Origin of the sequence: Mucilaginibacter ginkgonis (assembly GCF_009754905.2) — a bacterium.
Taxonomy (GTDB): Bacteria; Bacteroidota; Bacteroidia; order Sphingobacteriales; family Sphingobacteriaceae; genus Mucilaginibacter; species Mucilaginibacter ginkgonis.
In genome coordinates this window covers 3,103,095-3,116,298 of sequence record NZ_CP066775.1, presented here as the reverse complement: position 1 = coordinate 3,116,298, position 13,204 = coordinate 3,103,095, and the positions used below count along the sequence as shown (strand labels likewise).

At 41.5% G+C, this 13,204-nt stretch carries 12 protein-coding genes; 5 read left to right on the top strand and 7 right to left on the bottom strand.

The annotated features are described in order from the left end of the window. The first annotated feature begins 139 nt into the window (after positions 1–139). Entirely contained in the window at positions 140–1,177 is a 1,038-nt protein-coding gene (thiL, locus tag GO620_RS14465; RefSeq protein ID WP_157525125.1) for a thiamine-phosphate kinase, read from the top strand. A gap of 120 nt (positions 1,178–1,297) precedes the next feature. Here thiL and carB read toward each other — a convergent pair whose 3' ends face one another. Next, complete coding sequence (gene carB / locus GO620_RS14460) at positions 1,298–4,117, bottom strand: carbamoyl-phosphate synthase large subunit (RefSeq protein WP_157524477.1); 2,820 nt, start codon at positions 4,115–4,117, stop codon at positions 1,298–1,300. Between the two features lie 307 nt (positions 4,118–4,424). On the opposite strand from carB, the gene GO620_RS14455 reads away from it, so the two are divergent. Next, on the top strand, positions 4,425–5,819 hold the full coding sequence (locus tag GO620_RS14455) for a Gfo/Idh/MocA family protein (RefSeq protein WP_157524476.1): 1,395 nt from the start codon (positions 4,425–4,427) through the stop codon (positions 5,817–5,819). A 6-nt stretch (positions 5,820–5,825) separates the two neighbouring features. Here the strand turns inward: GO620_RS14455 and GO620_RS14450 are convergent, their stop codons facing one another. From GO620_RS14450 to GO620_RS14435, 4 genes are read right to left on the bottom strand one after another with little or no spacing between them, the layout of a single operon-like run. Then, positions 5,826–6,821, bottom strand: a complete 996-nt coding sequence (locus GO620_RS14450) for an energy transducer TonB (protein WP_157524475.1) — start codon at positions 6,819–6,821, stop codon at positions 5,826–5,828. 54 nt (positions 6,822–6,875) lie between these two features. Next, positions 6,876–7,361 (bottom strand): energy transducer TonB, encoded by a 486-nt coding sequence (locus GO620_RS14445; RefSeq protein WP_157524474.1) that lies wholly within the window; start codon positions 7,359–7,361, stop codon positions 6,876–6,878. Next, the gene (locus GO620_RS14440) at positions 7,355–7,912 is read right to left on the bottom strand and encodes a toxin-antitoxin system YwqK family antitoxin (RefSeq protein ID WP_157524473.1); all 558 of its coding nucleotides are present in this window, start codon (positions 7,910–7,912) and stop codon (positions 7,355–7,357) included. Before GO620_RS14440 ends, GO620_RS14445 begins: the two co-directional genes overlap by 7 nt. Before the next feature lie 32 nt (positions 7,913–7,944). Then, the gene (locus GO620_RS14435) at positions 7,945–8,883 is read right to left on the bottom strand and encodes an energy transducer TonB (RefSeq protein ID WP_198173534.1); all 939 of its coding nucleotides are present in this window, start codon (positions 8,881–8,883) and stop codon (positions 7,945–7,947) included. A gap of 203 nt (positions 8,884–9,086) precedes the next feature. Here GO620_RS14435 and GO620_RS14430 point away from each other — a divergent pair, with 203 nt between their 5' ends. Further along, positions 9,087–9,533, top strand: a complete 447-nt coding sequence (locus GO620_RS14430) for a hypothetical protein (protein WP_157524471.1) — start codon at positions 9,087–9,089, stop codon at positions 9,531–9,533. 2 nt (positions 9,534–9,535) lie between these two features. Here the strand turns inward: GO620_RS14430 and panD are convergent, their stop codons facing one another. Further along, a complete protein-coding gene (gene panD / locus GO620_RS14425) occupies positions 9,536–9,886 on the bottom strand; it encodes an aspartate 1-decarboxylase (protein WP_157524470.1) in 351 nt (116 codons plus the stop codon). Positions 9,887–9,932: 46 nt separating this feature from the next. Beyond that, on the bottom strand, positions 9,933–10,769 hold the full coding sequence (gene panC, locus GO620_RS14420) for a pantoate--beta-alanine ligase (RefSeq protein WP_157524469.1): 837 nt from the start codon (positions 10,767–10,769) through the stop codon (positions 9,933–9,935). A 149-nt stretch (positions 10,770–10,918) separates the two neighbouring features. On the opposite strand from panC, the gene GO620_RS14415 reads away from it, so the two are divergent. Continuing rightward, entirely contained in the window at positions 10,919–11,743 is an 825-nt protein-coding gene (locus GO620_RS14415) for a glycogen/starch synthase (RefSeq protein ID WP_157524468.1), read from the top strand. A 13-nt stretch (positions 11,744–11,756) separates the two neighbouring features. Beyond that, entirely contained in the window at positions 11,757–13,175 is a 1,419-nt protein-coding gene (locus GO620_RS14410) for a DUF4270 family protein (protein ID WP_157524467.1), read from the top strand. The last annotated feature ends 29 nt before the right edge of the window (positions 13,176–13,204 follow it).

Here is a 13,204-nt window from a genome sequence, read left to right as displayed (position 1 = left end):
CAATTCAATTTTTATTTGAGTGTACGAAGATGCAGTGTTAAATGTTAACTTTTTGTTACGATTTTTAAGAATAGCGCAAGGCTGCGTATCATTCTTAATACAAAAGGCTGTAACAAATTGTATTTTTGCGGCTATGGACTTGTTTGAAAACACTGATAAAACCAATATAAATGAGTTAGGCGAATTTGGCCTGATAGATCACCTCACCAAAAACTTTGAGATCAAAAAAAGTACTACAGTAAAAGGTATTGGCGATGATGCTGCGGTGCTGAACCCTGGCGATAAAAAAGTATTGATATCAACTGATATGTTACTAGAAGGCATTCATTTCGATTTGGCCTATACACCGCTTAAGCATTTAGGATACAAAGCGATACAGGTAAACTTGAGCGACATTTTTGCCATGAATGCTATACCACAGCAGGTAACGGTTTCCATTGGTATGAGCAGTAAGTACACTTTAGAAGCTATTGAAGATCTATATGAAGGTATTTACGTTGCCTGCGAAAAATATGGTGTAGACCTGATCGGTGGCGATACAACCGCTTCTAAACAAGGATTGGTAATAAGTGTAACTGTTTTAGGTTATGCCGATGAAAAAGATATCACCTATAGAAATGGTGCCGAAGAAGGCGACCTGATATGCGTAAGTGGAGACTTAGGTGGCGCCTATGTCGGTTTGCAATTATTAGAGCGCGAGAAAATGGTTTATCTGGAAAATCCAAATATTCAGCCTGACCTGGAAGGCAAAGATTACATTGTTGAGCGGCAGTTAAAGCCTGAGGCGCGAGTGGATGTCGTGGATCTGTTAAAGTCACGCGGAATAAAGCCAACGGCTATGATCGATGTGTCAGACGGGTTAGCCTCTGAGTTGTTACACATTTGTAAGCAGAGTAATAAAGGTTGTAATCTGTATGAAGAAAAGATTCCCATTGACCCAATGACGTATGACACCGCCCGCGAATTTAATCTGGATCCGACTGTATGTGCGCTAAGCGGCGGCGAAGACTATGAATTACTTTTTACCATTAAACAAACCGACTACGACAAGATAAAGCATGATGTAGACGTGAGCATCATTGGTTATATAACTGAGCCGGCTGCCGGCTTAAACTTGATCTCGAAAAGCGGCCAGGTACATGAACTAAAAGCCCAGGGTTGGAACGCGTTTGAGTAATGAGAATTAGATAAATACCTCAACCAAGTCATTGCGAGGAACGTAGTGACGTGGCAATCACTAAATAAAAGAGCGGTGCTTAGATGGGCTCCGCTTTTTATTATGCACTGGATATTAAGCTTACCTGCTTAAATACATTGATTTCTCTTTGTATAAATGGCGGAAATACGGGTCCTGCAAATTTGGTATAAAACGTATGGCTTCACCCGTCGATTTCATTTCTGGGCCTAATTCTTTGTTTACTTCCGGGAATTTATCGAAAGAGAATACGGGCTCTTTAATGGCATAACCCTCTAATTTGCGCACAATGGTGAAATCTTTAAGCGTATTCACACCTAACATAATCTTTGCTGCAATATTGATATATGGCACATCGTAAGCTTTGGCGATAAATGGCACCGTACGCGATGCACGAGGGTTAGCTTCTATCACATACACCTTTTCGTCTTTTATTGCAAACTGTATATTAAGGAGACCTTTTACGTTAAGTGCTTTAGCTATTTTCTTAGAATAGCGGTCCATTTGTTCTAATACTGTGTCAGGTAGATCAAACGGCGGTAATACCGCAGATGAGTCGCCTGAGTGGATACCGGCAGGCTCGATATGCTCCATCATACCAATTATATGTACTTCCTCACCATCACAAATTGAGTCTGACTCTGCTTCTGCAGCACGGTCTAAGAAATGGTCTATTAATACACGGTTACCCGGCAGGTTTTTTAGCAGATTAACAACCGCGCGTTCCAGGTCTTCATCGTTGATGACAATACTCATTCCCTGACCGCCTAATACATAGCTTGGACGGACAAGAACAGGATAGCCAACTTCATGCGCTACTTCGATGGCTTCCTCCGCTGTTTCTGCGACGCCATATTTCGGGTACGGTATGTCCAATTCTTTTAGTAAGTCAGAGAAACGGCCTCGGTCTTCGGCAATGTCCATATCGTTAAAAGACGTACCGATGATCTTTATACCATGTTCATGCAGCTTTTCCGCCATCTTTAAGGCAGTTTGGCCACCAAGTTGTACAATTACACCTTCGGGTTTCTCCAAGTCGATGATCTCGCGAACATGCTCCCAGAATACCGGCTCAAAGTATAGTTTATCGGCCATGTTAAAGTCGGTCGATACGGTCTCAGGGTTACAATTAATCATGATGGCTTCGTAACCCGCTTCTTTGGCCGCTAATAAGCCGTGAACGCAGCTGTAATCAAACTCAATACCCTGACCAATACGGTTAGGGCCTGAACCTAACACAATGATCTTCTTTTTGTCAGATACTACGGATTCATTCTCGCCTTCGTAAGTCGAATAATAGTATGGCGTCTTTGCCGGGAACTCCGCAGCGCAGGTATCTACCATTTTGTAAACCCGATTTAGGCCAAGTTCTTTTCGGCGTTTGTAAACATCTTCTTCTGTAGTATTTCCGCCCAAAATCCACGCGATCTGCACATCAGAAAATCCTTTTTGCTTTACCGTATTAAAAATATCAACAGGAATATTATTGACAGAATAGCGGCGCAATTCGTTTTCAAAGTTTACTAATTCTTGTATCTGGTTTAAGAACCAGCGGTCTATTTTAGTTGCTTTGCGCACCGACTCGATAGGCACACCCAGACTTAATGCGTCATATACATGGAATAACCTGTCCCAGCTTGGGCGTTCAAGGCTTTCCATAATTTCTTCCAGATTACGGCTCTGGCGGCCATCCGCTCCTAGACCTGCACGGCCGATCTCCAGACTTTGACAAGCCTTTTGCAAAGCTTCAGAAAAACTACGGCCAATGCCCATCACTTCACCTACAGATTTCATCTGCAAGCCCAGGTATTTGTTAGCGCCTTTAAATTTATCGAAGTTCCAGCGAGGGATCTTAACGATCACATAATCCAGCGTCGGCTCAAAGTAGGCTGATGTTGTTTTAGTAATCTGGTTTTCCAGTTCGTCCAGGTTATAACCAATAGCCAACTTGGAAGCAATTTTCGCGATAGGATAACCTGTAGCTTTTGATGCCAATGCTGATGAACGGCTTACGCGCGGATTGATCTCGATAGCGATAATGCTTTCATCAGCAGGATTGACAGAGAATTGTACGTTACAACCACCTGCGAAATTGCCAATGGCGCGCATCATTTTTATGGCCTGGTCGCGCATGCTTTGATAACAGCGGTCGCTTAGGGTCATGGCGGGTGCAACAGTGATCGAGTCGCCGGTGTGGATACCCATCGGATCGAAGTTCTCAATAGAGCAGATAATGATTACATTATCGTTACCATCGCGCAATAACTCCAACTCATATTCTTTCCAGCCCAATACAGCCTGCTCAACCAAAACTTCGTGCGTTGGCGATGCCTGTAAACCGCGGCTAAGTGCGGCATCAAACTCTTCTTTTTTGTGCACAAAGCCACCGCCGGTACCACCAAGCGTGTAGCTTGGACGAATAACCAATGGGAAACCGATCTGCTGCGCGGCCTCTTTACCTTCAAGGAAAGAGTTAGCGATCTTTGATGTTGCTACACCCACGCCAATTTCTACCATCAACTGGCGGAAAGCCTCGCGGTTTTCTGTTTTTTCTATAGCAGCAATATCAACCCCAATAATGCGCACGCCATATTTTTTCCATAGCCCGCGCTCATCTGCTTCAATGCAAAGGTTCAACGCAGTTTGGCCGCCCATGGTAGGCAGCACCGCATCTATTTTCTGCTCCTGTAAGATCTTCTCTATACTCTCGCAATTTAACGGCAGCAAATAAACATTGTCGGCAATGACCTTATCGGTCATGATGGTTGCCGGGTTGCTGTTTATAATGGACACGGTGATACCTTCGTCTTTAAGCGACAAAGATGCTTGCGAACCGGCATAATCAAACTCACAAGCCTGGCCAATAATTATTGGTCCCGAACCGATGATCAAAACAGATTTTATAGAGGTGTCTTTAGGCATAGTCTTTAATTCAAAAGTTAAAAGTCAAAATTCAAAGGAAAGGCCCGCATTTGGGCAATGGACCATTGTCTATGAATTATTGGCTGTAAAAATCTATGCGCTCGAAGTATGGAAAACCGACTTCAGCGTCGGGATGCAAAGTTAGAATTTTAGGGAGTTACTGTATGTTAAATATTTAGATTTTTGCTTCAGCCTTTTTCATTGTAAAAATAATTACATTGTGATACCAATTAGCAGCCCTGCTTGCGCTTCCAAAACCGGCAAAAACTGCGATTTATAACTTATTTTAAATTTTACTGATATAACTATGTCTACAAACCGCCGTAAGTTTCTGAAGCAATTTGGCAGCACTATATTATTGTCGTCAGCCGGGCTAAGCAGCCTTGCTGCCAAAGAGGATATGGACCGCCGCATTCTATTTTCTGAAAAGAGGATAACAGCTAATGACAAGATACGCATTGCTACCATAGGCATGGGTATTATGGGGTTTAATGATACTTACGCAGCACTTACGGTGCCGGGTGTTGAATTGGCAGGGGTTTGTGATTTGTATACCGGGCGTTTACAACGTGCAAAAGAAGTATTTGGTCAGACCTTGTTCGTAACAAGCGATTACCGTCAAATACTTGATCGAAAGGACATTGACGCCGTGATCATTGCCACCAGTGACAACTGGCACAGCCGTATAGCCATTGAAGCAATGCGTAAAGGCAAGGCGGTTTATAGCGAAAAGCCGATGGTGCATTATATAAGTGAAGGACTGGCAGAAATACAAGCTCAAAAAGAAACTAAAGCAGTGTTTCAGGTAGGCAGCCAGCGGGTAAGCAGCGTAGCATATCAAAAGGCCCGCGAACTTTACCACAGCGGGGCTATAGGTAAGATCAACTCTATAGAGGCGTCATTTAACCGTCAAAGCGCTCTGGGTGCTTGGCAATATACCATTCCGCTTGATGCCGGGCCGCAAACAGTAGATTGGGCGCGGTTTCAAGAGCCTGAAAAAGTAAAGCACGACTACGATAATAATCGCTTTTTCCGTTGGAGAAATTACCGGGAGTATGGTACAGGTGTAGCAGGCGACTTGTTCGTGCATTTGCTATCCGGCATACACTTTATTACGGGCAGTAAAGGGCCGGATAAGATTTATTCCATAGGCAATACTGTATTTTGGAAAGATGGAAGAAATGTACCAGACGTAATGAGTGCCGTACTTGAATATCCTGATACCAAAGAACATCCGGCTTTTCAGGTTACTCTACGTGTCAATTTTATAAGCGGCGAGGGCGACCGTTCAACAACAAAAATTGTTGGAAGTGAGGGCGTAATTGATTTATCCGGTGAAGGTGACGGATTTACTTTGTACAAAAATAAGATGCCGGTGGCGCCAGGTATAGGCGGGTGGGATTCTTTGTTTACTTACCCAGAGGCCATGCAGAAACAATTAATGGCTAACTATAACAAAAAATATTCTGCAACGGATCAGGCGACACCAGCTACCGATAAAATATTATATCATGCTCCGGATGGCTACAACGCGTCAAATGATCACTTTGCGAACTTTATGGATAGCATCCGTACCGGCAAGCCGGTTGTTGAAAACGCCGTGTTCGGCTTTCGCGCGGCAGCACCATGTCTAGCCTGTAATGACAGCTACTTTGAAAACAAAGTGATCCATTGGGATGCAGAGAATATGAGGATAGTTTAATTACTATCACTGTAAATAAAAAGATATAGGTATTGAAAAATACTCCGTTCTCTTTATACCGTAATGCTCTGCAGGCAACCATGATGGGGTAAGCTTTATCGCTCTTAAAGCTTCTGCGTCCATTTGTGGATCTATGCTGTGCGTAACTTTAAAATTATCTGCCGATCCATCGGTATTCACCCGTAGAGTTATAACAACACTACCTTGGTGGTTCAACTCACGCGACCTGGCGGGATAACGCACTGTTGTGCCGATAAACCGGTAAAAATCTATGGGCTGTTGCCTAAAGCTTGCGTATTTTATACGTTTATCATATGTAGATTGCTTTCCTGCCGAATCCGTCGAAATCCCCTCTATTAGTTTGCCATTAATGTATCGTTCGGTAAACAATACCTTTTCTTTACTATCATAACCTTTCCACATACCCGCTTTCTTTCCGTCAATTACTTGTCCTTCTTCTGCAACATCGGTAAAAGCATCGCCGGCGCATTTAAAATAACCGTTGCCATTTATTACCAAAGCGTTACCTGTTGTATCGTATGCAGCTTGAAAAAGTGAATCGGGATAAAAAGCATGAAAATTGCGCTTTAAAAGGCTGTCTCTTGACATGTATGACATAACAAGATGCATTTTTCCTGACGGATAATATTTGTAAGCGTCGCCCTCGCGCCGGCCAGACACATACTTCTCAATTGATTTTCTTGTTCTGTTTGGATAAAAGCTGACAACTTGCCCTTCTAGTTTCAATGGGAAGACATTGCTGGATTTTCCAATCATTATCAAATCGCCTCCTTTTCCAAATTCTTGCACATCGTATAACTTCTCACTTTTGTCAGGCTCGGTAACAACAAGAATAATATCAGCAGAGTCTTTCGAGAATACTTCAGATGTTCTATCCTTTTTAAGGAAATAAACATTTTGTGCTTTTTCCTTTGTAACAGGTTTCTGAGCGACACAGAAAAGGGTAAATAATAATAAAATTATTGTGAAAAGATTTTTCATAGAAAAGCAATTGTTTTATATAAAATAGCATTTTTAATTTTCGCGCTGCCTTGGTCAAATGATAACGTAAACACCCCGGCCAAACGAGTGCTGAGGTTTACCAAAGCAAAAGAATATGGGTACAATGATTGATGAAGTAACGAGTTTTCCGTAATGTTTAGCCGGCAACCAGTTTTTCGCAGAAGAAATAGCGTTCAAAGCCTCTTCATCCATATACTTATCTCCATGAACCAGAATTTCATAATTTCCAGGCCTTCCTGTTTGATCTATGGTAAATTTTACAAGCAATTGTCCCTGGCGCTGTGCCGTAACTGACGGCATGGGATATCGTAACGTTTTGGCCAAATACTGCCAGAAATTGACTATGCCACCTTTGTAGTTAGCAGCAATCATTTGCACTGTGTAATTGTATTTATTCCCTGACGGGTCTATTGATGTACCGTTGATAAGCTTACCATTGTTGTATTCTTCATTGAATGACAAATTATAACGAATGCTGTGACCTTGCCATTTGCCGTCGCGCTTAAAATTGTTTACCAACCCTTCTTCTTCAATGTCCTTAAAAGACTATCGTATTTTGTTAAATGTCCGTAGCCATTTTCTAATGTGGCCTTGCCCGCAGAATCATAAGCAGCTTCAAATAGGGTATCCCTGTAAACCACTTTCCTTTTCTTTGTATCAAGGCTGTCCTTTTTTAAGCAATTTATTACATAACATACTTTACCATTGGGATAGTAGTAGTAACTTCTGCCAATACACTGCCCATCCTCATAATTAGTGATTAATTTTTTTCGCCCGTTGGCAAAGTAATGAATGCCCTGATCCTGAAGATAGGCCGGGTGTAAGGTAGAAGAGGATCCGGCAAAGCGTAGAACGCCATTTTTATAAAATTCCTCAACATTGTATAGTGCTGAACCGGAGTCGGGCTCACTAACAATCTGAATGATTTCTGCACTGTCTTTTGTAGATACCTCGGATAAACCATCACTTTTATAAAAATAGATGTTATGTGCTTTTTCTCTTATGGCAGGCTTTTGACCGAAACAGAAAAAAGCAAAGAATAATAATAATGTTGTGAAAAGATTTTTCATGTGGTTAACTGTCAACGTTGAATAGTCGTAAATTACAAGCGCGGCGGGCCGTAGCCAAAGCTCAAAGGTGCTGTATAATAAGACGAAACCTTTTTCCCGTAAAGTTCTGCCGGCAACCAATCAGGCGAAGATTTAAAAAAACCAAGAGCTTCCTCATCAACCCCGTTGTCTAACGATTTTACGATCTTAAAATCGCAAAGTTTGCCTGCCGCGGTAATCTCGAATTTAACAGCGACAACACCGTTTCTTTTATTTTGGTAAATAGAATTTCTAAGCCTAGAGCCAACGAACATCGAATAGGATAATGTTCCGCCCGGATATGACGCAGGCTTGATCCGCTCGGTATACTTATAATGCACGCCGGTTGAATCCATTGCATCGCCGGATACCAATTTACCCCTTTCATAAATTTCTGTAAAGGTAAAGCTGTTTTTCTTGTCAATGCCTTTCCACAAACCATTGCGGCGCATATTCTCAATGGGGCCTTCTTCAGTAACCGCTTTAAAATCAGGGCTGTATTTAAAAAAATATCCCTTGCCGTTCTCTAACGTCGCGTTACCCAGTGAATCATACGATGAAACGAAAAGGGAGTCACGTGTAGATTGCGTTGAGCTAAAAATATCAAAAGCTACCTTTTTAGGCTTGTATTCCATTATAGCGTAAAGTCTGCCGTTTGGGTAGTGCTCATATGTTTCGCCTAAAGGTTGGTTGGCTTTAAAAGTCCCGATAAAGTTTTTATGACCATTAGCATAAAATGTTATAGCCGGGCCTTCCAAAGTTAACGGATGAAGAGTAGATGATTTGCCGATAAACCTTGGCCTTTCATTTTTATAGAATTCTTCAACTGTAAAAAGCTTGTAGCCTTCGTCAGGGTCGGTCACAACCTGTATTATATCGGCACTGTCTATGATGGAAACAGTAGCATTGCCGCCAAACTTGTAAAAATATATATGCTGAGATTTTTGGTACACAGGCGTCTGTGAACAACAATTTATATACGCAAAAACCAAGGAAAAAAGATAAAAGCATTTCATAATTGCGCCGGTTTAGCACAACTAAGATAAACAATACTTACATGTTAACTCCAACACCAATTGTTAAAAACTGATAAATCGTTAACGCAAATTCAATCTGCACATTAAGCATATATTTGCAGATTAAGCAAGACCCCTAAATGAAAAGTTTAAACAATATTACATCTGTAAAAAAGCTCTGTCAAATAGCAGTCTTTATCCTGCTCGCTGCAGTAATAATTAGTTGTAAAAAAGTATCGTCTGTACAACTCGCCCAGCAACAACAGATTATTGGTAAATGGAGTATTAAAAATGCGATTGGCAGCTATACCGTTTTAGGATCAAACAGAAAAGACACGACTAAGTATACTGCCTCAGATTATTTTAATTTCAAGGCAGACGGCTCATTGACCATTGTAGAAACCAACACCACTTACAAAGGTAACTGGAAAATAAACAACAATAAATTGTATATCACCAACACCGGTTATATAGATTATGCTTCGGGGTTTGATCTGCCGGTGTTAACAGCCACAGACCTGCAATTATATTATACTGAAACGAATCCCACCAATACGCTAGAGCAAAAGCTTAACCTGTACAGATAGTCTTATTTGATTAATTTATTATCAGAATCAGGAAAAACCAAAAGCGGTTCGTATTTGCGGGCCTCTTCCATTTCCATATGGGCGTAGCTGATAATGATCACAATATCGCCCACTTGAGCCAGCCTGGCAGCTGCCCCGTTAAGACAAATGATACCGCTGCCGCGTTCGCCTTTGATTACATAAGTTTCAAAACGTGCGCCATTGTTGTTGTTAACCACCTGCACCTTTTCATTCGGGATAATGTTGGCGGCATCTATGAGGTCCTCATCTATGGTAATGCTGCCAACGTAATTAAGCTCGGCTTGCGTTACTTTAGCACGATGTATCTTTGATTTTAAAACCTCAATTATCATAGGTGCAAAGGTATAAATAAGTTGTTCCGCATAACATAAGCCATCATCAACGTAGTATCATATTGTCTATCAGCCTTGTGCTGCCAACTTTAGCGGCCGTGAGCGCAACTATATGAGCGGTTTGTTCGTTTGTGGGGCGCAGTGTTTCTGCATCCGCGACTTCAAAGTATTCCAGTTCGACACCGTTTTGGGCAGTAATCATATCCCGGCCTTTATTTAGCAGGTCTTTTAGGGTTTCGCCATTAAAGCTGTCTTTTATATACCACAAAGCTCTGCTAAGTATAAGGGCGTTTTGGTGCTCTTCGGCAGATAAGTGAATATTCCGCGAGCTCATGGCCAAGCCATCCGGCTCACGTAATATCGGGCACATGACAAGTTTGATCGGCAGCCTAAATATTTCTACCATTTTGTTGATCACCAAAAACTGCTGATAATCCTTCTGGCCGAAAAAAGCTTTATCGGGCTCAACCAGTGTAAAGAGTTTATACACAATTTGTGTCACGCCCTGATAGTGCCCCGGCCGAAACTTGCCCTCCAGCAAATGCTCCAGATCTCCAAGTTCTATATGCCATTGCTCATTTGCGGCATACATTTCTTCTATACCGGGCATAAACAATACATCACAATCCGCAGTTTTTAACTTTGCAATGTCAGTTTTTATTGGACGGGGATAGTTTTTAAGGTCATCAGCGTTAGTAAACTGCGTAGGGTTTACAAAAATGGTGCAAACGCTAATGTCAGTTTGCTGTTTGGAAATCTCCAGTAGAGACAAGTGCCCCTTATGAAGGGCACCCATTGTTGGCACCAAGCCAATGGTTTGTCCCTTTTGCTTCAATATCTTAAGATGTTTTTGAAGCGAATCTTTTGTGTAAAAAATTTCCAAGCCTTACGGTTTAAAAAAGTTGGCAAAGGTGTGCATTAGATTAAAATTATCCAAACTTAGTTGCATATATGGTTGATAGTTATTAACATATTGAGTATATTTGCAGACTCAAATTTTTGAGCGAAACTAAATTTAATTCTTAATTAGAGATGGGTAAATCTAAGCTTCTGTTCATAACTCATGAAATGTCGCCTTTTCTCGAGCTCTCAAAAATTTCTGAAATAACCAGGCAATTGCCGCAGGCCATGCAGGATAAAGGATTTGAAATCCGCATCCTTATGCCTCGTTTCGGAAATATCAATGAGCGCCGTAACCGCCTTCATGAAGTTATTCGTCTTTCGGGCATGAACATTATCATCAATGATAATGATAACCCGCTTATTATTAAAGTAGCTTCTATCCCGTCGGCTCGCATGCAGGTATATTTCCTGGATAACGAAGAATATTTTCAGCGTAAACACGTTTTTACGGATAAAGACGGCAAGTTTTATGCTGATAACGATGAGCGTATGATCTTTTTCTGCAAAGGTGCTTTAGAAACTGTTAAAAAGTTAGGCTGGTCGCCAGACGTAGTGCATTGTCATGGCTGGATGAGCTCTCTAGTGCCTGCATATTTAAAGAACACATATAAAGACGACCCTACGTTTAAACATGCTAAAGTTGTTTACTCGGTTTACGAAAATGAGTTCTCAGGTAAACTTGATGAAAATTTTGCGCACAAAGCTGTAATGAGCGATATGACCGAAGAACATACCGAGGTTTATAAAGCAGGTACAAATAACGCGCTGCATAACGGCGCTATATTTTACAGTGATGCAGTGGTATTAGCTAGCGAAAACATTGACGCTGATGTGTTAAATAATGTTAAAAACAGCCAAAAACCTGTATTGGAATTTGATTCGACTACAGATTATGAAAATTATTCCAACTTTTACGACGAAATAACCAGCGAAGAGTTGGTAAACGTTGCTTAAAGATATAGTGTATATGAAATTTTTCCGATTAGACTTATTAACCTTGTTGATAAGTCTTTTTCTTTTAAATAGCTGCAAAAACCAAAACAACCTTGGTTTGATAATCGATCCTTCGCAGCAGGTTAACGGCACGCTAACTGATACCTCGACACTTTGGACCAATACTGTTTCTGAAGATACCGTTGTAACATCCGGCTTAGCCAAAACACCCCTGGCTTATTTTAAGGATCCTATAATTGGAACATCTGAGGCAAATATTGCTGCCGCGATAAGTTTGCCGGGCAACGCCGGATATACGTTGCCATCCGGAACATTAACTATTGATTCAGCGGTTTTGATCCTGCGATATGCTGATGGATTTTACGGAGACTCTTTAACTTCAAAGTATAAAGCAAATATTTACCAGTTAGCAGAGAAGCCATCTGCTACAACTACTTATTACAATAATAAGATCTGGAGTGTAAGCAATGTTTTGCTGGGTTCGCAAACCTTTAATTCGCGTACTCATACGCCATTCAAGATCACAGACATTGTAACCGGTAAGCCGGATACGTTAAAAAGCGTGCCTGCGCAGTTGCGTGTAAAAATTAGTACCAACTTTATTGCAAGTAATTTATTTAATGCCAATTCTACCACTCTAGGTTCAAACACATTATTTCAAAACCAGGTTAAGGGCCTCTACATCACGCTTGACAAAACGCAGGCAGGAAATGGTGGCCGGTTCTTTATCAACGGCGATTCTAGCCGCATAGACGTTTATTATAAAGCCGTTAACCCAACAACGGCCGTTATAGACACCGCGGTAGTTAGTTTGCCTTTAGCACAACGTGCGGCCGAGATAAAACATACTTATACTACTGCGGTAACGGCAGCTCTAAATACTACTGCACCACAGGAAACCATCTATCTTGACGGGCTGGGCGGTTTACGGGCCAAGATCGCGTTTCCTTATATTAAAAACTTTCTAGCGACAGCAGGAGCAAATGCGGTTATCAGTCGCGCTGAATTGGTTATTACGCCGGTACCGGGGTCAAACATCTCTTATAAGGCTTTACCGAGATTAACTATGTACAGGTTTGATATCGCTAAACAGCGCATCGCAATACCTGATGCAACCGGCGGTTCTACAAGTACTCTCACAGATTCACGTTTTATAAGTGCAGGTGTTTTTGGCGGTATTTTTAATAATCTGGACAACAGCTATCATTTTATTATTACGGGATATGTCTCAGATCTCGCCCGCGGTAAAACTCCGGATTATGGGACCTATATTGCGCCAATCGATACAACTTCTCTAACAACCGTTCCTATTGCAGCTACGCCGCAGACCGCTGCGCGTACTTATGCTACAGGTGGCGTTACTAATAAGGCATCTGCAAATTTCCCTTATCGAATGAAATTGAATATTATTTATACCAAGGCTACGCAATAACATATGCGATAACAGCCATAAGCAAAACT

Bases quoted from the DNA above. Each gene is read 5' to 3' on its own strand.
- carB (WP_157524477.1), bottom strand. From the start codon at position 4,117: ATGCCTAAAGACACCTCTATAAAATCTGTTTTGATCATCGGTTCGGGA.
- GO620_RS14455 (WP_157524476.1), top strand. From the start codon at position 4,425: ATGTCTACAAACCGCCGTAAGTTTCTGAAGCAATTTGGCAGCACTATA.
- GO620_RS14450 (WP_157524475.1), bottom strand. From the start codon at position 6,821: ATGAAAAATCTTTTCACAATAATTTTATTATTATTTACCCTTTTCTGT.
- GO620_RS14440 (WP_157524473.1), bottom strand. From the start codon at position 7,912: ATGAAAAATCTTTTCACAACATTATTATTATTCTTTGCTTTTTTCTGT.
- GO620_RS14430 (WP_157524471.1), top strand. From the start codon at position 9,087: ATGAAAAGTTTAAACAATATTACATCTGTAAAAAAGCTCTGTCAAATA.
- panD (WP_157524470.1), bottom strand. From the start codon at position 9,886: ATGATAATTGAGGTTTTAAAATCAAAGATACATCGTGCTAAAGTAACG.
- GO620_RS14415 (WP_157524468.1), top strand. From the start codon at position 10,919: ATGGGTAAATCTAAGCTTCTGTTCATAACTCATGAAATGTCGCCTTTT.
- GO620_RS14410 (WP_157524467.1), top strand. From the start codon at position 11,757: ATGAAATTTTTCCGATTAGACTTATTAACCTTGTTGATAAGTCTTTTT.